Source organism: Thermogemmatispora onikobensis (assembly GCF_001748285.1).
Classification (GTDB): Bacteria; Chloroflexota; Ktedonobacteria; order Ktedonobacterales; family Ktedonobacteraceae; genus Thermogemmatispora; species Thermogemmatispora onikobensis.
Window position 1 is genome coordinate 23,858 of record NZ_BDGT01000037.1, and the last position, 21,521, is coordinate 45,378.

Sequence of the window (21,521 nt, forward strand, 5' to 3'; positions counted from 1 at the left end):
GCCATCGATCTGACAACCGCTGTAACTGCGAGGCTTATGTGCGGTCGCGACGACGGGGTGACCGTCGGGTCCTGGCAGGCGTAAACAGAGGGTATGCGGGGCATACGTAAGATCTATTTATGCCCCGTCCTTTTATTTTTGGGGGATTATACCCTTCTTCCATCCCTCTCCTACTCCCCGTCCTCTTTCAGCGAGAGCACCGCCATGAAGGCTTCCTGGGGAATCTCAACACTGCCTACCATCTTCATACGCTTCTTACCCTCCTTCTGCTTCTCCAACAGCTTCCTCTTGCGTGTGACATCGCCTCCGTAGCACTTGGCCAGGACATCCTTGCGCAGAGCCTTGATGGTCTCACGCGCGATGACGCGCGAACCAATAGCCGCCTGGATTGGCACCTCGAAGAGCTGACGGGGGATCAGTTTGTGGAGTTTCTCGACCAGTGCACGCCCCCGGCGATAAGCTTCACTGCGATGGACAATGATGGAGAGCGCGTCGACTGGCTGTCCGTTCACCAAAATGTCCAACTTTACCAGATCAGCCTCGCGGTAGCCGGCAAAGCTGTAGTCCAGAGAGGCATAGCCCTGCGTCCGCGACTTGAGCTGATCGTGGAAGTCCACGATCAACTCGGCCAGGGGCATGCTGTATGTCAGCAGGACACGATCGGCCTCAATGTATTTCATCTCCTTGAAGACGCCACGCCGGGCAGTGACCAGCTCCATAATCGGGCCGATATAGCGGGCCGGTGAGAAAATTGACAGCTCCACCCACGGCTCCTCAATCTTCTCGATCTCGCCAGGCGGGGGAAAGGCCGAGGGGTTATCCACCTTGACGATGTCTCCGCCACGCTTCGTGACATAATATTCCACATTGGGCGCCGTAGCCAGAATACGCAAGCCATACTCGCGCTCCAGCCGCTCCTGGATGATCTCCATATGGAGCAGACCCAGGAACCCACAGCGAAAACCAAAGCCGAGAGCCGCCGAGGTCTCTGGCTCGAAGGAGAGCGAAGCATCATTGAGCTGCAACCGCTCCAGGGCCTCGCGCAGCAGCGGGTAGTCATCGCTATCCACCGGGTAAAAGCCGGCGAAAACCATCGGCTTGGCCGGTTTGTAACCCGGTAGCGGCTCAATCTCGCCCAGGGCCTCGGGCACGGTAGCCGTGTCGCCAACTCGACAATCTTTGACGTTTTTGAAGCCCGTGGCCAGATAGCCAACCTCACCGGCACTGAGCAGCTGGGTTGAGACCATGCGCGGCTGAAAGTAGCCAGCTTCAATGACTTCAGTAACGCTGCCGGTGGCCATCAGAGCAATGCGATCACCAACGCGCACACTTCCATCTACGATGCGAACGTAGGCGATGACCCCTTTGTAGCTATCATAGTGCGAGTCGAAGACCAGCGCCCGTAAGGGACGCCCAAGGTTGCCATGCGGCGGCGGAACACGCTCGACAATAGCCTCCAGAATCTCGGCAACGCCGATCCCTTCCTTCGCTGAAGCCAGGAGGCACTCGCTGGCAGGCAGGCCGATGACCTCTTCGACCTCCTGACGCACCCGCTCAGGATCAGCACTCGGAAGATCGATCTTGTTAATGACCGGGATAATGGTGAGGTCCGCCTCCAGGGCGAGATAGAGATTGGCCAGGGTCTGGGCTTCGATTCCCTGCGTGGCATCAATGACGAGTAAGGCCCCCTCACAGGCGGCCAGGCTGCGCGAAACCTCGTAGGTGAAGTCAACGTGTCCTGGTGTATCGATCAGGTTCAGCTCGTACTGCTCACCATTGCGCGCTGTATAGAGCATGCGTACGGCCTGAGCTTTGATGGTAATGCCCCGCTCCCGCTCTAGCTCCATCTGGTCGAGCACTTGCTCGGTCATCTCGCGGCTGGAAATGGTACCGGTGTATTCCAGAAGACGGTCGGCCAGGGTCGATTTGCCATGATCAATGTGCGCAATGATGCAGAAGTTACGAATATGGGCTTGATCCGTCATGCTTCAATGATGCCTCCGCACAACACTTCATCGCCATCAGCGCCGCCGTAGAAGACTGCGCCCTGTCCTGGCGTGACAGCCCGCACCGGCTGCTCCAGTGTGACAAGGGCGCGCCGGCCCTCTAGCGGCCTCACCCACGCTCGCTGCTCGCTGGCCTTGTAACGGATGCGGACCGCTGCTTCAAATGGTTCCGTTGGTACGTCGCCGCTGATATAGTGCATGGAGTGAACAGTAAAACTGGTACGCTCCAGAGCCTCTGCCGGGCCAACAATCAGGGCATTGCGCTCAGTGTCAATCTTGAGCACATGGAGCGGACGAGATGAGGTCACTCCCAGACCACGCCGCTGCCCAATGGTGTAAAAGGCCAGACCCCGATGCTGCCCGAGGAGATTGCCTTCACGGTCATAGATCGGACCAGGACGCGGAACCGGCAGGAAACTGCTGCGCTGACCTCCGGCTACGGCAACCTCAGCGGCAACCTCGCTGACCGCATAGCGCTGGATAAAGCCCCGGTAGTCGTCGCGCGCCACAAAGCAGATTTCCTGGCTTTCTGGCTTGCTGGCCACAGGCAGACCGCGCTCCGCCGCCATCGCCCTCACCTGCTCCTTGGTGTAGGCCCCCAGGGGAAAACAGGCGTGCGCAAGCTGTTCCTGGTTCAGGACATGCAGTACATAGGACTGATCCTTCTGCCGATCAACCGCTCTTAACAAGCGATACTTCCCCGTCAGGGGATCACGCTCAACTCGTGCATAATGGCCAGTGGCCAGATAGTCTGCCTCTAGTGCCAGCGCTCGCCTCAAGAGCACGGTGAAACGAATAAAGCGATTGCAGACCAGACAGGGATTAGGGGTGTGGCCAGCTACATACTCGCGATAAAAGTAGTCGACGACCTGATCCTTAAATTCCTGCTCGACATTCATCAGATAGAAGGGAATGTCAAGTAGGCGAGCAACGCGCCGGGCATCGTCAACCGCCTCTAGCGAGCAACACTTGTTCTGCACCACGCGCTCAACGCCGTCATCCTCCTCATTGCCAGGCTCGGCCCAGAGGCGCAGCATGATGCCGATGACCTCATGCCCCTGTTCCTTGAGAAGGGCAGCCGCCACTGAGCTATCCACGCCCCCACTCATGGCAACGACAATCCTCGCCATACTGCTGCTCCCCTCCCGCTACTCTCACCAAACTACGCGGCGCCGGATGCCCCAGCGTTTCCACCTGGGGAGAAGGCGCCACTTCCTCCTTTTATCTATCCGTATACATCTACTGCATCTGTCCGCCAGAGCAAGCGACCCAATGCCTCCACGATATCCCATTCACTGTCTCCACCCGAGACGATCCACAGGCACGCGCAGGGCCACTATGGAATCCGGAGCGCTTGCTCTTCGGGACTTCCACACGTCCAGCACAAACGCTATGATCCTTCCCTTCCTCCCTTCCAGGACCCCCTTACGGGCCCGCGCGGACGCTCTTGAACCGCTCCCCTCGCCTCTGTTGCCAGCCGGCCATCTGCTCTGGCCCGTTTCCGCTCATACCCCGAAGGTTGGCCGCAGCCAGAGCTTCCAGGGTCTGGAACTGGGGAAGCATCCCGGAGTGGGTCTTTGGCCTGCCAGCGACGGAGCGGCTTCCTCGCCTTGTCTTCCAGCTTAGCCGCCCGGACCTCGGACTGTCTATGGCTCGCCTCATCTCAGTCTTCTCGCCCGAACCGGCTCTTCAGAGAACGTGCGTGGTCGACACTTTAGGAGCGCCCTTTGCTTTCGCTCAGCGTAGCACAGGTTGCCGCCCTTGTCAAATGGATGGAGCCATTCGCCAGCGCGCTTCGGCCAGTCATGCTTGCTGCAAGCCCCCCTCGACGAGAGGGCTGCCATCGTGTATAATAGGCGCAACGTCAACAGACCTGGCAGCAACTGGCTGCCGGGAAGGATCGATCGATACCCGGGCAAGCTCGACTCAGCGGCAGGAGAGCGGATCGAGCCAGGCTCGTCGCGCTCACGAAAGCCGAGCTGGGGAGCAAGGCAGATCAGTAACGGAAGAGCAGCCGCCTTGGCTGAAGTGAAGATCTTGCGGCGCCGCGCCGACCGCAGCATACCTTGTTAGCAGGCTCCGAGAGACCCCAGGCTGCGGCAGCAGGCCCGTGTAAGCAGGAGTGAGTCAGCATGGCAAAGAAAGCAGGTGCACGCAGCGGGACACGGCAGAAGGCCCGCGCGCAGAAGCACATCGAGCTGGTTCGCCAGGCAGGGCAGGGAGAGCAGAAACAAAGCAGGGTTTCTACCCTGGAAGGCGCCGCAGCCTCACCGAGCCAGCAGAACACCTCGAGCACCGCCGTCGCCCAGACTCGTCCCGCGGAAACACATACGCGGGAACAGACGGCGGTTCCTGCCGAAACTTCTCGTCCGGTCAGCGCCGCTGGCAAGCTGGCTGCTCGTCGTCAGGCAGGCCGGGCCGCTCAGCGCAGCGCCGCCTTAGTGACCCCTGAGCACTACGCTTATGTCCGCCGCGATCTGGTGATGATTGTGATCCTGGCAGCTATCATGTTCGCAACCTTGATTATTCTCCATTTCGTGCCAGCTCTCGGCGGCTAGAACAGAACAGCAGCGCTCCCCCCATCGCGTGCGCACCCCCACCTGGCAGGCCGGGGAGCAAAGGCGATAGGGAAGTCGTTGCTCCCTCCAGAACAAGGCGCACGCCGATCCACTCAGCTCTCCAGCGCAGAGAAAAGAACAGAAGCACCGAGGTCTTTCCTCCTCTCCTCAGTGCTTCTTCTTTTTCTTCTTCTTCGGTGTCGAGGATATCTCACCCTTATCCTGAATGGCTTGCCCAGAGGCCGCACAGCCGCCTGCAGCCAGACGACCGAGCGGGGAAAGAGCTGTGCACATGCAAAGCTCGCGTTGCTCTGCCCCCTGTCCTGGCTGGCCCTAGTGCATCAAGGGACCAGTATTCAGCCCGGCGGAAATACCCTGGCGATGTTCAGCCGGGATTGTTACGCCCAGCACACGTTGCATGGCCATAGTATGCGAACAATGCCCCCAGTCCTGGAAGAAACGGCAGGTACAGCTCCAGACCCCATGATCATAATTGGTGGTATGGACATCGTTCTCGCCACGAAACTTGGCCTCGAAGCGTGTGAACTGGATACGCTCCGGCTCTTCCGCATAGCGCTTGGCTTTAGCGATCTTGCTGATCATGCTTGAATTCACGGTCGGTACTCTCCTTCAGGTATAGCAAGCACCACTTACTTCGCAGACAGATCAACGGTAACTGCCTCACGAGGCGTGGACAACAGCTCATGCCAATAGGTATGGTCTATCCCAATCCCATCAGCAATGTTCTCAATGCACAAGGGCTGATGGCCCGAGAGCGTGTCTCACCCTCCTTTCACGCGAAGTCTCGCCCCGGAGCAGAGGGACGATCAGCTACCAACACTGGCCCACTCACTTCTCTTCGCAATCAGATACGGAGGCCACCTGCGCCTGGGAGACATTCCCACGACGCAATCATGTGAAGAATCTGCGTAGAGTCTGGTGATGAGTGCATGTTGACCGTGATAAGAGAAATAAAAAACACCAGGGCCGAACCTCCCCAGTGTGTATGCATGCTAGCCGTTGGCAGTACGGGCTGACACGCCTGCCTTCCGCGACGTAACCCTTGCATCCTCTTTCTCTGAGTGCATAGGCGGCAACCCTCGTAATTGATGTCTTCCCCGTTGAAACTCTGCACCGTCCTGGTAAGACAAAGTATACCACAGATTGGTGTGAATGTCCAGGGGGAGAGATGGCCCCCCAGAGACCGTGCCAGACCCTGCTAGACCTTGCTCTGTTCCGTTTCTCTGGACTGGCCAGATTCACAACTGCAGTGTTAGCCACTTCACTGCATTCTCTGCCTTCTCTTGGCTACACTCATGATTGTCAGCGCCTGGCCAACCAGCGGAACACCGCTTGCTTTTCCGATGGGTGTATGCCGCTTGCTCGTGGCCTCACGTTCACCAGGCATGACCGACGTTGAGTGAGAAGAATTCGGGCGAGCGGCCAGATCCACGGCCATGCCAGCCAGGTCCACTCGTCGTGCAGACAATCACTGGCCAGTCTCGACCGATTAGGAGGAGAGAATCGCCGATGAGCAGCAGTGACCCCTTTCGAGCTGGAGTCTCTCTGCCCAGGTGCAGAGGTGCCTTCCTGGCTAGTCTGCTTCTGGCGCTCCTACTGAGCGCCTGTCTCTTCCCCGGCCCTGGTTCTTCAGAGGCTGATCGCCATGCCACTCCAGCAGCGACAGTCGTCACCAGACAGGCTCCTGCCCCCCTTCCTGGCAACCACGCCATCGTCGATCGCCCCATGATCCGCAATCTCCCCCCCGGTCAAGCTGTCCCCCAGGGTCTCGTGCTCTCTTTGACTATCAATTTGCTGTACAATGACATGGCTCTGGAGCGGACGCTCACTCAGATCTATACGCCTGGTTCGCCACTCTACGGGCACTACCTGACGCCGCTGCAGATTCGCCAGGCCTTCGGTCCTAGCGATGACCAGATCCAAAGCGTGCGTCAGTGGTTTAGCAGCCAGGGCTATCGCATCCTGGGGGTCGATAGTCTGGCCACCTCGCTGCAGGTCGAGGCTTCGGTGGCCACCATTGAACGTAGCCTGCATCTGCAGCTGCAGCAGTACATTCAGGAGACCGGTCAGCTCAGTCAGAGATTCTACCTGCCCACCGGCCAGCCGAGCCTGCCAGCCCCCATTGCCTCTCTGATCCAGTCGATCATCGGGCTGAGCACCTTTAGCATCTTCCAGCCAGAGCAGCGCTTCCGACCGCTGGTTCCAGCGGTGACGAGCGGCTCCGGGAGTTGTGCCAAGTATGGAGCCAGGCAGACGCTGACACGCGCCCAGCTAGCCACCGCCTACCAGTTCGATCAGCTCTATCGGCGTGGCCTGCAAGGCCAGGGCATGAGCATCGGCATTCTCGAATTGAATGAGCCGTTCGATGCGCACGATGTTGCCACGTACTTCTCCTGCGCGGGAGTCCAGCCCCCTTCCATCGAGGTGGAGAACGTTGTGGGAAGGGTCGCACCCGGACCAGGGGAGGGGGAGGCCGCTCTCGACATCGAGCTGGCGGGCAGCCTGGCCCCACAGGCTCACCTGATAGTCTATCAGGCTCAGGGGGCCTCGGTCCAGGACATGCTGGCCATTTTCCAGCGCGTCGCAGCAGAGAAGCGAGTGGCAGTGCTCAGCATTAGCTATGGAGCCCCAGAGAGTGCTCTCAGCGCCAATGAGCAGCTGAGCCTGGCACGGGAGTTGCGCATTATGGCGGCAGAGGGGATCTCCGTGCTGGTGAGCAGCGGGGACTGTGGGGCTTTCTCACAGCGTGTTCCCAATCTTGCCCTCGTGGAGATGCCCAGCGCTATTCCCTACGCGATCGCTGTGGGCGGTACGATTCTGCAGGTGAATGCTCATAATGTGCGTACTGCCGAAAAGGCGTGGGGACGTATGAGCGGCTCCGGATCGGTTTGCCAGAACGATTGGGGGAGCGGCGGAGGCGTCACTCAGTCCTCTTTCTTTAAGCGCCCTTCCTGGCAGGTCGGTCCCGGCCTGAATAGCCATTACGATGGGACAGCGGGCCTGATCCTTACCCCGAATCTTACTCCCGTGCAGGCTCCAAATGGCTTGCGCCAGGTCCCCGATGTGGCCGCCGCTGCCGACAACATCGCCATCTTCTGGAGTGGACGCTGGGTGAGAGCCGGTGGCACCAGCGCCGCCGCCCCCATTTGGGCCGCAGGTTTGGCTCTGCTGGACCAGGGCCTGCGCCAGCAGCAGAAGCCCCTCTTCGGCAGCACACCGACCACCTACCGGCTGGCTAACCATCCCGGGAGCTTCCAACCCTTCAACGATATTGTGAGCGGTGATAACGGCTTCTACCGCGCTACCCCCGGCTGGGACTACGTTACAGGCTGGGGCTCACCCAACTTCTTCGCCCTCCTCCAGTGCCTGCAGTCGGCCTGAGAGCAGCCAGCAGGGGCAGGGGCTGCAGAAAAGCTTCCTGCCCTTGCTCCTGCACCAGTAAGGTCTCCTTTCTCCCTCTCTACCCCCGCTTCCTCTTGACAGAAACACCGTATTCGTGTATCCTATCCGTACAGTGTTCAGTTTTCAAATGGTGTTAGAATTATGGAAAAGCAGCACCCAGGCAAGGCGCGAGAGCGACGGCGTGCTCGCACCAGACAGCGCATTGTGAGCGCAGCGGAAGAGATCCTCTGCGAGAAGGGACCGGAGGCTTTATCAATGCGCGAGCTGGCCAGCCGCATCGAATACAGTCCAGCTGCGCTTTACGAATATTTTGGCAGCAAGGAAGAGATCGTGACTGCTCTCTGTGAAAAGACATTGATAGGTCTCGCCGAGACGCTCAGCAAGATTCCTCCCCAATTGCCACCTGCCGAGCGCTTGCTTAGAGCAGGACTGGCCTATCTAGGCTTCGCCCGTACCTTCCCTCAGCAGTACCTGCTCACCTTTAGTAGCAGCAGGGGCGAGCAAGATCCCCTGCGTCTCGTCGAAGCCAGTCGCGCATATAGTCTCTTGCGCCAGATCATTGCCGATGGCATCGACCAGGGCGTCTTCCTTCCCCGCCCCGACTATAGCCTTGGAGAAATGACTTACCACTGCTGGGCTGTGGTCCACGGGATGGCGATGCTACGCCTTACGCTGCTCAGCAGCGAAGGCCAGGATCTTGAGGATCTGCACGAGCGGGTTCTCCGGGGCCTGATCACCGGCTTGCAGTGCCCCTGATTTTTTTGTGCTTCTCATAACCGAACAACGTTCGATTTTTGAGAGCTGTACGGGAAAGGTACAGAGTGCCGTTGTTACCAGACAAAGGAGAGCTTCAATGGCGCATTCCATCATCAAGCAACGCATGACCGCTCAGATCGAAGGCAGCTTTGTTGTCTTCCTAATCGGCATACGTATCAATCGGCCCTGGCAGCTTTACAAATGGCTCCCGGTCTTTGTGGCCATGCCACGCATGCTCAAGGAGCTTCAGAGGCAGCCCGAGCTTGGCTTGCTCGGTTATCATCTTCACGTCGGCTTTCCCATCAGCATGGTCGTCCAGTACTGGCGTTCTTTCGAGCAGCTCGCTGCTTATGCTGGAAAGCGCGATGCTCAGCACTGGCCGGCCTGGGTCGCCTTTAACCGGCGGGTTGGAAGCAGCGGCGCGGTTGGTATCTGGCACGAAACCTATTGTGTCGAGGCCGGGGCCTACGAATGCATCTATAACAATATGCCTCCCTATGGGCTGGGCCAGGCTGGTCAGCTCGTTTCCGCAGTGGGGCGCAAAACGACGGCAGCTGGGCGGCTTGTCAGAAGCTAGCGAGCCTGCTATGCTACAATAGATTGCAAGGCCCCAAACAAGAGAAGAGGTCAGGCTCAAGCCTGCCACAATGCCCGCGCTCCAGCTCTAGCTTCAGCATGGAGGGCCAACCGGATGGCGGACCAGCTTGATGTCGCGACTGTCCTTTATGCCTACACGCGGGGGATCTTTCCTATGGCTGACTCCCAGGGACAGATCCACTGGTATGCCCCAGACCCGCGTGCTATCCTCGAACACGAGCGGCTGCATGTCTCTCGTTCTCTACGCGCTACCCTACGCAAAGGTCTTTATGAGATCCGCATGGATAGCGCCTTCGCGGAAGTGATGCGCGCCTGCGCAGCCCGTGAGGAGACCTGGATTAGCGAAACCTTTATTCAGACCTACACTGAGCTGCACCATCTCGGTCTAGCCCATAGTGTCGAGGCCTGGCACGCCGGTCAGCTTGTGGGGGGTCTCTACGGTGTAGCTCTGGGCGGGGCCTTTATGGGCGAAAGCATGTTCTCGCGCGCCCCCGATGCCTCGAAGGTCTGTCTGGTAGCACTCGTTGAGCACCTTAAAAGCCGCGGCTATATCCTTCACGATGTCCAGTTTCTGACCCCTCACCTGGCAAGCCTGGGGGCCAGCGAGATCCCTCGACGCGAATACGAGCGCCGCCTGCGCCACGCGCTGCAACTGCCCTGCACCTGGTAGAGTAGAAATCGCAAAGAGGAGAAGCAAGCACAGGCAAAGAGCAGAGAGGAAGGAAGCCAGCCATGCGTATTGTGATCGCTCCCCAGGCCCTTAAGGGGAGTTTGACGGCTCCCGAGGCCGCCCGCGCCATTGCTGGCGGCTTTCAGAAAGTGCTGCCAACAGCTGAGCTGGATCTCGTTCCTATCGCTGACGGAGGCGAGGGCACCGTTGAGGCTCTGGTCAGCGCCACAGGCGGTCAGCTTTTGCATGCGCAGGTTACGGGGCCTCTGGGCGAGCCAGTGGAAGCGACCTTCGGGCTGCTCGGGGATGGGCAGACGGCGGTGATTGAGATGGCCGCCTGCGCTGGGTTGCCACTGGTTCCCCCGGAGCGACGCGATCCTCGCCTGACTACAACGTACGGGGTAGGTGAGTTGATTCGCGCCGCCCTGGACAGCGGTTGCCGTCATTTGATCATCGGCATCGGCGGCAGTGCGACAAATGACGGCGGGGCCGGCATGGCTCAGGCTCTTGGGGTCCGTTTGCTGGATGCAGAGGGGAAGGATCTTCCCTACGGCGGGGCCGCCCTGGCAGGTCTGGCACGCATCGTGCCCGATGGCATTGACCCACGCCTGCAGGAGTGTCGTATTGAGGTCGCCTGCGATGTGACCAATCCTCTCTGTGGACCCCAGGGAGCCTCAGCGGTCTACGGCCCTCAGAAGGGAGCATCCCCCGAGATGGTCGCTCAGCTCGACGCAGCTCTCGCTCACTATGCCGGGATCATTCAACGCGATCTGGGCCGGGACGTGCGCAATCTGCCCGGGGCGGGAGCCGCCGGCGGACTGGGGGCCAGCCTCCTGGCCTTCCTTCAGGCCACTCTCCGCCCGGGGGCCGACCTCGTGCTGGAAGCCGTCGGCCTGGCCAAGCGTCTGCAAGGTGCCAGCCTGCTCGTGACTGCTGAAGGACAGATCGATCGCCAGACTGCCTACGGTAAGAGTGTAGGCGCCGTGGCCTCCCTGGCCCAGCGCTGCGGGGTCCCCGTCCTGGCTCTGGCTGGCAGCCTGGGAGAGGAGTACCAGGTGGTCTATGCGCTGGGAGTCGAGGCGGTTATGACCTTGCTGGCCGCCCCCCTCTCGCTGAACGAGGCCATGACTCAGGCCGCCTCACTGCTGGCCGATGCCAGCGAACGGGCCGCCCGCCTGCTGCTGCTGGGCCGGCGCCTGCCACCCCTTGAAGGGTTTACTTTCTAGCGATATAATTCGTCTATACTAATGGGAACTCTTCTCAGGGTCGGAGACGTGAAGAAACCGCCACATCCTCCCTGCCTGTCCCTTCGTCGCTGGGCAAGCACAGCGCCCGGGCACTCAGGCCGCTGGCACAGTCCAATGAGTCGACCAGGTAGGCTACGGAAGCAACAGGATCACTAACTCTTGACTGCCACTTCCAACCCGCCAGCTGAGAAATATTGGAAGGGTGAAAAGATGTTGTATCCTGTGAACGGTTTCAAGCGTCTCTATAATTAAGCAGAGCGATAACAGGAGACGCTTGCTCAATCCGTTGGTAGTCCAGAATAGAGGGAGCGCCGTTATCATGCCGGACCGTCTCTACGCGACCGATAACGCAGACTTCGAACGCCTGCTGTCACTGGGATTCACAGAAAGCGAAGCCAAGCGGCTTCTCTATCTGCGAGACCATGTCGATGAGCAAGTCGAATATCGCGAAATTTTAGAGGAAAGCCGTCGACTTAACTTTATCCGCTGGCTGATCGAGCACGATCGGATCAGCAGGTAATGCAGATAGATTAAGCCAGAAAGTAGAATAGAGCGGCAGACTAGAGGTCTGCCGCTTTTTCTGCTTCATCACCTCGCCAGCCCACCACTGCCGCCTGGCCCCTTACGAGACCAATGAAGAGCAGAATCTCCACTGCTACCCCACACACTGGAGACTCTGGCACCAAGGAGGTGGTCGGGCCATAGCTGTCCCTTTAACCAGGCAGAGCAAGCGGCCTGGATCTTCCTTCTCGCACCCCCCTTCAGCAGGAGCCGCCCTTGCAGGGACAGCAGGCCCAGCCCCCGCTCCCGAAAGGCTCGCTCAACCACCTCGACCCGCTCAGTAGTTCATGAACGCTTAGAGGCCACTGTGAGACAAAAGAACGCAGCCGGGAAGCAAGTACGGCGGAAAGGAGACGATCAGCCCTCCTCGCTAGAGGAAGGAAAGGATGGGCAATCCTGTCGCCGAGGGATCTTTTTTGACGGTGAAGATCGAGGAATCGCTCAAAGGAGGTGGTATAAGGCAGAAGCAGCGAGGTCTCCTGCAGCTCCAGCAAGCAAAAGAGATTCGTTCCGTAGCAAGGCTTGCTGCGCGGGTCTGAGGAGGTCATAAGCCGAATTCTGTTCCCGTGTCACCTCACGGTGGCCCGGGCGGCAATCATCTCTCTGGGACGACGGTTACCCGCCGCCTCTAGCGACCAACCCGAGGGGTAACAGGCGAGCAACCTGCGAGCATCGCCCGCTCGTAGCCTCCAGCGCAGCCCACAAGCGGGTATGCTACTCCCTCTGCTCGGTCTTGCTCCGGATGGGGTTTGCCCGGCCAGACGGTCACCCGCCTGCCGGTGGGCTCTTACCCCACCATTTCACCCTTACCCGCAACGGCCTCTCAGCCGGCGGGCGGTATCGTTTCTGTGGCACTTTCCTTGGGGTCGCCCCCACTGGCCGTTAGCCAGCATCCTGCTCTGTGGAGTTCGGACTTTCCTCGAGCCAGCAGCCTGCCGCTCCTTCTCCTGGCCCGCCTGTACGCAGGGCTGGAAGGCCAAAGGATTGGGAACGTTCGGCTGACATGACCCGCGATTGCCTGACCTGCTCAGGCCCGCACAGCTGAATATAGAGTAGCACAGTGAGAACAGTCCGTCTACAGCGTTGACGAGCCTTATACCAAGGCGTTACAATGACCTTGCACCTGATTCAAACGGGTTACGAGCACGGAACATTCCAGCTATGAGCACCGGTCGGCGTATTCGCTTAACCTCGCTCGCCAGTTGCGCCGGTTGAGCGGCAAAAATGGGCCCGGCGGCCCTGGCGCAGGTTCTGCGTCCCCTGAAAGCCCAGAGCGTTCCGCCCTCTCTGCTCGTCGGTTTGAGCGCCGCCGACGATGCGGCAGTTTACCAGATTAACGAGCAGCAGGCGATTATTAGCACGGCGGACTTCTTCCCGCCCGTGGTAGATGATCCTTATGCTTTTGGCGCGATCGCTGCCGCCAACGCTATGAGCGATGTCTACGCTATGGGCGGTGAGGTCCTCATGGCCATTAATCTGGTCGCCTGGCCAGACGATCTGGAGACGGAGCTGTTGAGCGAGATTCTGCGTGGCGGAGCCGAGACAGTAGCTCAGGCCCAGGCCGTCATCGCCGGGGGGCATACAGTGAGCGACCGTGAGCCAAAGTATGGGCTGGCCGTCACCGGTAGCGTTCATCCCCAGCGCATCTTCACGAAGGGCGGGGCCCAACCTGGCGACGTGCTGGTCTTGAGCAAGCCGCTGGGCACGGGCCTGATCACGACAGCCCATAAGCGCGACCAGGTCGCTGAGGAGGATCTGAGAGCTGCAGTGGCCTCGATGACACGCCTCAATCGCGAAGCCAGTCGCACTCTGGCCGAGCTGGCTGCCAGCAGCGGAGGCGTACATGCCGTCACTGACGTGACCGGCTTCGGTCTGCTCGGCCACGCCTGGGAGATGGCCTCTCAGAGCCTGACGAGCATGCGCTTGGCCTTCTCCGCGCTGCCGCTCCTGCCCCATGCTGCGGAATACGCGGCGCGCGGCTGCATTCCAGGCGGGACAAGCCGTAACCGAGCCTACTTTGGCCCCCATACCCATCTGGGCCAGACATTGGATGCTACGGCAGAGACAATTCTCTGGGACCCGCAGACATCGGGCGGTCTGCTGGCGGCAATCGCACCAGAGCTGTGGCCCCGTCTGGCCGCTCTGCGATCCTCTGTCCCATTCTGGCTCATCGGCGAGGTGACAACCAGACATGCTGAGGAGGCACAGGTGTTACTGGAGGTGTATTAACGACAATGGCAGCAGGATATAGAGCACTGGAAGAGGCCTTGGGTATCGAGTTTCACGACCCTGCACTGTTGCAACTGGCTCTCACCCATCGCTCCTATATCTATGAAACCCCCGGCGCCGGGCGCGAGTCGAACGAACGCCTGGAGTTTCTCGGCGATTCCATCCTGGCTTTTGTCTGTGCTGATTTCCTTTACCGCACTTTTCCTCAGCTCAATGAGGGCGAGCTGAGCAATTTGCGGGCCGCTTTGGTGAAGACCGAGACCCTCGCTCAGTTTGCACGTGATCTGAATTTGCGTTCGTTCCTGCTTCTCGGTAAAGGCGAACAGCAGAGCGGAGGCAGCCAGCGCGTGCTGGCCTCGGCTTTCGAGGCCCTGCTGGGGGCGATCTACCTCGATCAAGGGCTGGAGGCAGTGCGTGGCGTAATTATCCCCCGCGTGGAGCCACTGGCCCGCACTATTGTTGAGAAGCGCCTCTTTAAGGATAGCAAATCCTTACTCCAGGAACTGGCACAGGCCCGCGAGGGCATCACTCCCTCCTATCGGCTGGTCAGCCAGGAAGGCCCTTCTCACAACCGTGAGTTCACTGTTGAGGTGCTCCTGGGCGAGCGGGTTATTGGGCGTGGTCAGGGACGCAATAAACAGGCAGCCGAGCAGGAAGCCGCCCACGCAGCTTTGGATAGCCGCGGCTGGCTGTAGCCTGGCAGCTCCGTGCGCCGTGAAGGACTGCTTGAAAAGCACGATGCTTACTCTTTCGGGAAGAAAGGGTTGGTTGGTTAGCAGGATAGGGAGGAGGAGAACGCATGCGACTGGAGCCAACGCCGCGTCCAGAGCAGACCCTGCGAGTCAGCGCGCGGCTGATCACAGCGAGTACGATCCTGCATTTGTCTTCTGATGAGTTGGAGCGCTGCATTACACAAGAGCAGACCGAAAATCCAGCCCTGGAGGTTCAGGAGCAGCGCGTCTGCCTCTTCTGCGGGGCCTTGCTCCGCGGTAGCAGCAGCGTTTGCTCCTCGTGCGGCCACTATGCCCCAGCAGGGGCCCCAGAGGGCAGCGCTACGCCCCCCGGCGAGAATGACGCCGGCGCCGCCTGGGAGCGCTTCCTCCAGCCTTTCTACGATATGGATAACTACGGCTTCGTCGAGGCTGACGCCGAGGCCGAGGACGATCCTCTGGCGCGTATCGCCACCTCAGAACCCCTGGCTGAGCGTCTTCTTCAACAGCTGGAAGCCCTTATTCCTCCTGAAGAGGCCCCCATCGCTGAGCACCTGGTAGGGAATCTGAACGAGCGAGGCTATCTGGAGATCAGTACGGCAGAGATCAGCCGCTATCTCGATGTCCCGCTCGAACGGGTCGAGTATGTCCTCAAGCAGCTCCAGACCCTGGAACCAGTAGGCATCGGCGCCCGCGACCTACGCGAGTGCCTGTTGATCCAGCTGGAAGCGCTAGCCGAGCAGGAAACGCCCCATCCACTGGCCCGCACGCTCATCGAGCGCTATCTTGATCGCCTGGGACGCAGCCAGTACCAGGAGATCGCCCGCGAACTAAAGGTGCCTGAGCAGGAGGTCCGCGCCGCAAGCGCTTATATCCGCAGCCGCCTCTATCCTTTCCCTGCCCACACCTACCGCCTCGATAGCCATCTCCCTCAGCGCGAGAGTAGCGCCATGTACGTGCGCCCAGATGTCATTATCCGCCGCGGCGATAACGGCTTCGAGGTCGAGGTCATCGAAGAGAAGCGCTATCACTTCGTGGTCAACCGCGGCTACCAGGCTGCAGATGGCGAGCGCGCAAGTCCCGCCCTGCAGCGCTATTTCTCTCAACAGAGCGATCGGGCGCGCTTTTTCATCGATTGTGTTCAGCGCCGCTGGCGCACGCTGAAACAAGTGGCAGAGGTCGTTGTCGAACAGCAACGCGATTTTCTAGAGAAAGGGATTCGCTACCTGCGCCCCTTGACCCGGGCCGAGGTGGCGGCCCGCCTCGGCCTCGACGAGGGTACGGTGAGCCGCGCCACCGCCAACAAGTACGCCCTGTTGCCTAATGGGCGCCTGATCCCTTTCTCCGACTTTTTTGATAGCTCGCTCGGCGTCAAGGATATTCTGCGCGAGATCATTCAGCAGGAGGCGCCTCAACGGCGCCTGAGCGATGAGGAGCTGCGCCGCTTGCTGGCCGAGCGCGGCATTCATTTGGCCCGCCGTACCGTGACCAAGTACCGGGAGGAGATGGGGATAGGCTCCTCACGGGAGCGCTGACGGACGCACGTAGATGGTGCGCTCGTGATCGTAGACGACCATGCCCGGGCCACCTCCCTTCATATGACGCACGTGACGCTGCAGGGTATAGTCCACAGGAACGCTGCTGTTGTCACGCGCCTGACTGTAGTAAGCCGCCAGGCTGGCCGCCTGTTCGAGGGTGCTCCGCGGCACCTGGCGGCCCGCTGCTTTGATGATGACATGGGCCCCCGGCACGCCACGCGCATGCAGCCAGAGATCGTTTCCACTCGCCTGGCGGAAGGTGACCTCCTCATTCTGACGACTGTTGCGCCCCACCAGCATCGTGAAGCCATCGCGACTCTGGACGTAGAGCGGGACCCCTCCCCCCGGCAGCAGGGCCTTTCCACGATGGGCCTTCTTTTTCCCAGCCTTCGCCTCAGCGCTTTTCTTCTCATGCAGATAGCCGGCAGCCTGGATCTCGGCCTTGACTAGCTCGATCTCCTCTGGCGTTTCGGCTAACTGCAAGTCGGTAAGCAACTGCTCCAGGGTGGCCAGCTCAGCCCGGTTGCGCTCTATTTGCTCGGGCAGCAGCGCCGCCGCCCGACGCATTTTCTGATATCTGGCAAAGAGCCGGTTGGCATTGCCCACGGCATCGAGACGCGGGTCAAGCTCGATAGCGGTCTTGGGGGGATTGTCCTGGACCCCCTCGACAGCAAAGAGATCGGGCAGGCTGACCTGTGTCCACCCCCGCTCTATCTCATGTTGAAAGGTAAGCAACAGCTCGCCTTGCCGACGATAGTTCTCTGCCTCAGCCAGCGCCCGCTGCTCTTCTTCCAGAGCAGCTGCACGTCGCCGGCAGCGTTCGACCTCTCTTTGAAGCAACCTGCGTAGCGGCGCCCGCCGGCCCTCAAGCGCGTCGAGCCACTCGCTACGGGCATAGAAGTTGTCGATCAGAACATTGATCGATGGCGATTCGTGAACGCGCACCCCCTCCACGGCGCTATACTGCTCCAGCACATAGGGTGCAAAGGCGAGCGGCATCGCCCGCGCTTCCGATTCCGCTCCGGCTGCGGAGGTTGGTGCCAGACGCTCCACGAGCTGCGGATGCCAGCGATGGGTCTCATAGAGGGCCGCCAGATCGCGAATATTCCAGGCCAGTTCTTCCCATTGCTCTCGACTGAGTTCCAGCCCGGCCTCGCTCTCGCCCAGGGCACGATAGACTGCCTCCCGCGCAAGCAGAGGACTGAAGCCAAGCAGATGACGCACAAGAAGCTGCCAGAGCCTCGGAGCCACCTCTTTGCGCCGCTGCACAGTCCTGGCGGCAGCCTCTCCCCCTTCCACAAAGGCTGATTCCTTCCCTTCGTTGCCCGGAATGATGGACAGCTGGGCGGCGGTGACGGTCGTCGGCTCCAGGCGCGGCAAGAGCTGACCGGCAAAAGTGCGCTGCTGAGGAGGTGGCGGCACATAGGGAACGTTAGGCATGATTACACGATAACGGTTCATGTCTGCCCCAACGCGCTTATGGCAGCCAAGAATCAGGCCCTCTTCATTGCAGAGCACAATATTGCTGGTACGCCCCATGATCTCAGCAATCAGGCGCAGTCGCTGATAGCGAGCAGTCGGCCTCTGTTCGACACTCCCAGCCGGCTTGTCAGCTTCTTCAGTCTCCTCAGCAGGAGCTTCATCTGCATCGCCATGCCGAACTCGCGCTTGAAAGATCAGATGGAGCACACGCTCCCAGCGTGGCTGCTCGACAGTCTCAAGGCGGGCCCCCTCCAGATACTTGCGCAGGAGCATTATAAAAGGCGGCGGCTCGGGCACTGCGCGCGGCGGTTTGTGCAGGGTCAGATGCAAGCGCGCCAGCTGCGGATGGGCCGACAGATAGAGCCAGCGTTTCTGCCCCTTCTCATCTCCACCTGCCCGCGGCGGACAGTAGCATTCGATGGCAATGGAGTGCTCCGTGGGTGGGATAATGGCCTCGACACGCGCGCCAGTTAAGAGCACGCGCAATTCATCAGCGACAGCAGCAAGGGTGATGGCATCGACGTACATGCGAGAAACCTCACCGGTGGCTATAGCGTTTCGGGATATTGTACAATTATAGCAGTCCTGGTTCATCCCTTACGCCGGGCAGGCGCCAGGGAGAGCAGAGCGGCACCTCCTTCGCGCAGCCTTCTTCGCAAGCGTTGTGCCCCCGGAAAGCCTCATCTGCGCGTCGCGATGCCCGCGTAGCCAGTTGAGCGGATCGCTTTATCCAGTCGGCCCGGTCGCCCGAGGGGCAGTCTGCAGGCAGGGATCTCAGCCGCCCGCCTGAGCAGGCCCAACTCAATCACAAACGTCGAGACGCCAACAGACAAGGACGTCCACCACCATCCACGAGTCAGGTCACTTTCCAGGGAAGGAAGCCACTCTTCTGCCCTGCCGGTCCTGCACTGGGCGGGAGACGCGAATCAGCTCAGGCGGCCTGCCAGGGATATACCTGGGACAGCAGCACAACGGAGCATAGCACAGCAGAGCGGGAAAAGCAGCATGCACCTTGAGATGGAGCCTACAGCCGAGAGAGAAAGCACCACGCTCCGGCCAGCAGAGCAGCAAGGATTGCTCTTTGTGTTGTCCGCGCCCTCGGGAACGGGCAAGGATAGCGTCATTGAGGCCCTAAAGCGGCAAGGGATGGACTTCCATGTCGTGACCTCGGTGACAACTCGTGCGCCCAGACCTGGGGAGAGCGAAGGCCACCCCTATCATTTTATCAGCTACGAGGAATTTCAACAGCTCGTGGCCAACGACGAGCTGATCGAGTACGCCAACGTTCATGGCCACTGGTATGGGCAGCCCCGACGCCAGATTAAAGAAAACCTGGCCGCAGGCCGCGATGTTCTCCTTAAGGTCGATGTGCAAGGCGCCGCCACCATCCGGCGCAAAATCCCCCAGGCCATCCTTATTTTCCTGGCCCCCGAGACGCAGGAAGAGCTTGCTCAGCGCTTGAGTCGACGACAGACCGAAGACGAGGAGCAATTTCGCCGGCGTCTCGCCGATGCGGCCAACGAGTTGGCCCAGTACCACTGGTACGATTATCTGGTCATTAATCGCGAAGGCCAGCTCGCTCAGGCGGTCGAGCAGGTTCGGGCGATTATGATCGCCGAGCATTGCCGTGTACAACCGCATTACGTAGAACTCTAAGGCAGCTTCAGACGATTGAGAGGAGGCCGTATGACGGATATACGTTTTGAGCAATCCGGTACCAAAGAGCGTAACTTAGCAATGGAGCTGGTACGTGTTACCGAGGCGGCGGCCCTGAGCGCAGGCCGCTGGATGGGACGGGGAGATAAGGAGAAGGCCGACCAGGCCGCTGTGGACGCCATGCGCCAGGCCCTTGATGGCGTGGACATGGATGGCATTGTCGTCATCGGCGAGGGCGAGAAGGATAAGGCGCCCATGCTCTATATTGGAGAGCGCGTCGGAAACGGCTCCCCCCCACAAGTCGATGTGGCAGTCGATCCGATCGACGGAACACGCCTGCTCTCCTTGGGCTTGCCCGGAGCGCTGGCGGTTGTTGCTACCGCGGAGCACGGTAGCATGTACTCTGCACCGCCCGGGGTCTTCTATATGGAGAAAATCGCTGTCGGCCCCGCGGCTAAGGATGTCATCGACATCAACGCTCCTGTCGCTGTTAACCTGGAGCGGATCGCCCAGGCCAAGGACGCTCAGATCGACGATTTGACGGTGATCATTCTGGACCGCCCTCGCCATCAGGAGATCATCCGCCAGATTCGCCAGGCCGGAGCACGCATCCGCCTGATCAGCGACGGCGACGTAGCCGCGGCAATTCTGGCCGCGATGGAGGACTATCGCGGAGTCGATGTCTTGATGGGGATTGGTGGGGCTCCGGAGGCCGTGCTAGCGGCAGCAGCGATTAAGTGCCTGGGCGGCGCGATGCAGTGCAAGGTCTGGCCACGCTCGGATGAGGAGCGCGAGCAGTTTAAAGCCGAAGGGATCGACCTCGATCAGGTTTTGACCATCGATGATCTGGTGCGCAGTAATGATGTCTCTTTTGCCGCTACGGGCATTACAAGCGGCGAGTTACTCGACGGTGTCCAATACTTCGGCTGGGGCGCCCGTACCTCCTCTATTATGATGCGCTCGCGCTCTGGCACCGTGCGCTATATCCAGGCACGCCATAAGTGGCGCCGCGGTCTTAGCGCTCCCCACACCCAGACAACACGCTAGTTAGCGCCCTCACCCCTGACGCGCTGCCCGGTGGCGCTCCTCATTCTTCCAGCTCTCGCCCTGCACCCCGCAGCTACTTTTCGGCCAACTTCTTCTCTCAGCAAGCAGGCGAGCTGAATGGGGAGCGCTGCTCTCTTGCTGCCCTTCCTCGCCTGGATGTAACCCCCTGACGTATTGCTTTCATAGAGACAGGTCAAGAGACGGCGCCGCCTGGCCTGCCAACAGATGAGTCGCATCCCTTAACAAAACCACCCAACCAATCAGGAGCATATCATGTCCTTAAAACCCCTTCATCAGAGCCCGGCTTTTCATGATAACGGGAACGACCCAGGCAGGCAGCGTCAGCGAGCCGGCCTCTGGCCACTATTGCTCGGGCTGGCCGTCCTTGTCACCTTGCTTATGGTAGCCTGCGGCAACGGCGGGTCTTCCACAGGCAGCACCACCACACCGACGGCCAGCAGCAGCCAGTCCACGCCTGGCACAGCCTCGACCACGACGCCACCGGCGACCCAGCCAGCCTCTGACACAGCTCCTATCGTGCAAGTACAGATTATTGAGCAGAACGAGCGCTATCAGTTCTCGCCGCAGACGCTGACCATCAAGAAAGGCACGCGAGTCGAATGGGTCAATAAATCGGATGCACCGCATACCGTCACGAGCAATACGGGAGCCTTCTCCGACTCCGGTACCATCGGGGAAGGCGCGACCTTCACCTTGCTCTTCAGTACAGCAGGCACCTATCAGTACCACTGTAGTATTCACACCTACATGACTGCCACCATCATTGTGACGGCCTGACCTGACGAGACAGAAGGGCAAGCAGGAGAGGCTGAACTGAAGAGGAGCGGAGAGAGGCTCCACGAGGACACAAGCCAGGGGCTCGTTTCAGGTCCCCGCTTCAGCAGCTGAGGAGAAGCCAGCCGGCGATGAAGCGGAGAAAAGCGCTCTGAAGCGAGTCCCATGAGCCGTTTCGTTCAGCAGTCTTCACCGCAAGAGGGCAACGAGTCTTTATGAAAGCGTCTCGTCTTGGATGGGCCAAGC

General features: G+C 60.1%; 17 protein-coding genes and 1 other RNA gene. 13 read left to right on the top strand and 5 right to left on the bottom strand.

The window, feature by feature from the left end:
- Positions 1-170: 170 nt before the first annotated feature.
- Positions 171-1,985: a translation elongation factor 4 gene (lepA, locus tag BGC09_RS15730; RefSeq protein ID WP_069805070.1), complete on the bottom strand. Its 1,815-nt coding sequence runs from the start codon at positions 1,983-1,985 to the stop codon at positions 171-173.
- Complete coding sequence (gene mnmA, locus BGC09_RS15735; RefSeq protein ID WP_069805072.1) at positions 1,982-3,136, bottom strand: tRNA 2-thiouridine(34) synthase MnmA; 1,155 nt, start codon at positions 3,134-3,136, stop codon at positions 1,982-1,984. Before mnmA ends, lepA begins: the two co-directional genes overlap by 4 nt.
- 1,002 nt (positions 3,137-4,138) lie before the next feature.
- Here mnmA and BGC09_RS15740 point away from each other — a divergent pair.
- Positions 4,139-4,564, top strand: a complete 426-nt coding sequence (locus BGC09_RS15740) for a hypothetical protein (protein ID WP_069805074.1) — start codon at positions 4,139-4,141, stop codon at positions 4,562-4,564.
- Between the two features lie 333 nt (positions 4,565-4,897).
- On the opposite strand, the gene BGC09_RS15745 is transcribed toward BGC09_RS15740, so the two are convergent.
- Positions 4,898-5,179 (bottom strand): hypothetical protein, encoded by a 282-nt coding sequence (locus tag BGC09_RS15745; RefSeq protein ID WP_069805075.1) that lies wholly within the window; start codon positions 5,177-5,179, stop codon positions 4,898-4,900.
- Positions 5,180-6,094: 915 nt separating this feature from the next.
- On the opposite strand from BGC09_RS15745, the gene BGC09_RS15750 reads away from it, so the two are divergent.
- From BGC09_RS15750 to BGC09_RS15775, 6 genes are all read left to right on the top strand, one after another.
- Positions 6,095-7,966: a S53 family peptidase gene (locus BGC09_RS15750; RefSeq protein ID WP_069805077.1), complete on the top strand. Its 1,872-nt coding sequence runs from the start codon at positions 6,095-6,097 to the stop codon at positions 7,964-7,966.
- A 162-nt stretch (positions 7,967-8,128) separates the two neighbouring features.
- On the top strand, positions 8,129-8,743 hold the full coding sequence (locus BGC09_RS15755; RefSeq protein ID WP_069805079.1) for a TetR/AcrR family transcriptional regulator: 615 nt from the start codon (positions 8,129-8,131) through the stop codon (positions 8,741-8,743).
- Between the two features lie 97 nt (positions 8,744-8,840).
- Positions 8,841-9,320, top strand: a complete 480-nt coding sequence (locus BGC09_RS15760) for a DUF4188 domain-containing protein (protein WP_069805080.1) — start codon at positions 8,841-8,843, stop codon at positions 9,318-9,320.
- A gap of 114 nt (positions 9,321-9,434) precedes the next feature.
- Entirely contained in the window at positions 9,435-10,010 is a 576-nt protein-coding gene (aat, locus tag BGC09_RS15765) for a leucyl/phenylalanyl-tRNA--protein transferase (protein WP_069805082.1), read from the top strand.
- 62 nt (positions 10,011-10,072) lie between these two features.
- Positions 10,073-11,236, top strand: a complete 1,164-nt coding sequence (locus BGC09_RS15770) for a glycerate kinase (RefSeq protein WP_069805084.1) — start codon at positions 10,073-10,075, stop codon at positions 11,234-11,236.
- A 340-nt stretch (positions 11,237-11,576) separates the two neighbouring features.
- Complete coding sequence (locus BGC09_RS15775; protein WP_052888571.1) at positions 11,577-11,777, top strand: hypothetical protein; 201 nt, start codon at positions 11,577-11,579, stop codon at positions 11,775-11,777.
- A gap of 573 nt (positions 11,778-12,350) precedes the next feature.
- Here BGC09_RS15775 and rnpB read toward each other — a convergent pair.
- Positions 12,351-12,848, bottom strand: an RNA gene (gene rnpB / locus BGC09_RS15780) — RNase P RNA component class A.
- A 131-nt stretch (positions 12,849-12,979) separates the two neighbouring features.
- Between rnpB and selD the strand changes: the two genes are divergently transcribed.
- The 3 genes from selD to rpoN all read left to right on the top strand — a co-directional run bounded on the left by selD (position 12,980) and on the right by rpoN (position 16,292).
- A complete protein-coding gene (selD, locus tag BGC09_RS15785) occupies positions 12,980-14,047 on the top strand; it encodes a selenide, water dikinase SelD (RefSeq protein ID WP_084658984.1) in 1,068 nt (355 codons plus the stop codon).
- 5 nt (positions 14,048-14,052) lie between these two features.
- Positions 14,053-14,742 (top strand): ribonuclease III, encoded by a 690-nt coding sequence (rnc, locus tag BGC09_RS15790; protein WP_069805088.1) that lies wholly within the window; start codon positions 14,053-14,055, stop codon positions 14,740-14,742.
- Between the two features lie 104 nt (positions 14,743-14,846).
- On the top strand, positions 14,847-16,292 hold the full coding sequence (gene rpoN, locus BGC09_RS15795; protein WP_069805089.1) for an RNA polymerase factor sigma-54: 1,446 nt from the start codon (positions 14,847-14,849) through the stop codon (positions 16,290-16,292).
- Here the strand turns inward: rpoN and BGC09_RS15800 are convergent.
- Positions 16,278-18,305, bottom strand: coding sequence for an Rqc2 family fibronectin-binding protein (locus BGC09_RS15800; protein ID WP_069805092.1), 2,028 nt, complete (start codon positions 18,303-18,305; stop codon positions 16,278-16,280). The genes rpoN and BGC09_RS15800 overlap by 15 nt on opposite strands.
- A gap of 489 nt (positions 18,306-18,794) precedes the next feature.
- On the opposite strand from BGC09_RS15800, the gene gmk reads away from it, so the two are divergent.
- The 3 genes from gmk (at position 18,795) to BGC09_RS15815 (ending at position 21,278) form a co-directional block, all read left to right on the top strand.
- The gene (gene gmk / locus BGC09_RS15805) at positions 18,795-19,433 is read left to right on the top strand and encodes a guanylate kinase (protein WP_069805094.1); all 639 of its coding nucleotides are present in this window, start codon (positions 18,795-18,797) and stop codon (positions 19,431-19,433) included.
- A gap of 30 nt (positions 19,434-19,463) precedes the next feature.
- Positions 19,464-20,480: a class II fructose-bisphosphatase gene (glpX, locus tag BGC09_RS15810; protein WP_069805096.1), complete on the top strand. Its 1,017-nt coding sequence runs from the start codon at positions 19,464-19,466 to the stop codon at positions 20,478-20,480.
- A gap of 273 nt (positions 20,481-20,753) precedes the next feature.
- A complete protein-coding gene (locus tag BGC09_RS15815; RefSeq protein ID WP_084658987.1) occupies positions 20,754-21,278 on the top strand; it encodes a cupredoxin domain-containing protein in 525 nt (174 codons plus the stop codon).
- Positions 21,279-21,521: the final 243 nt, after the last annotated feature.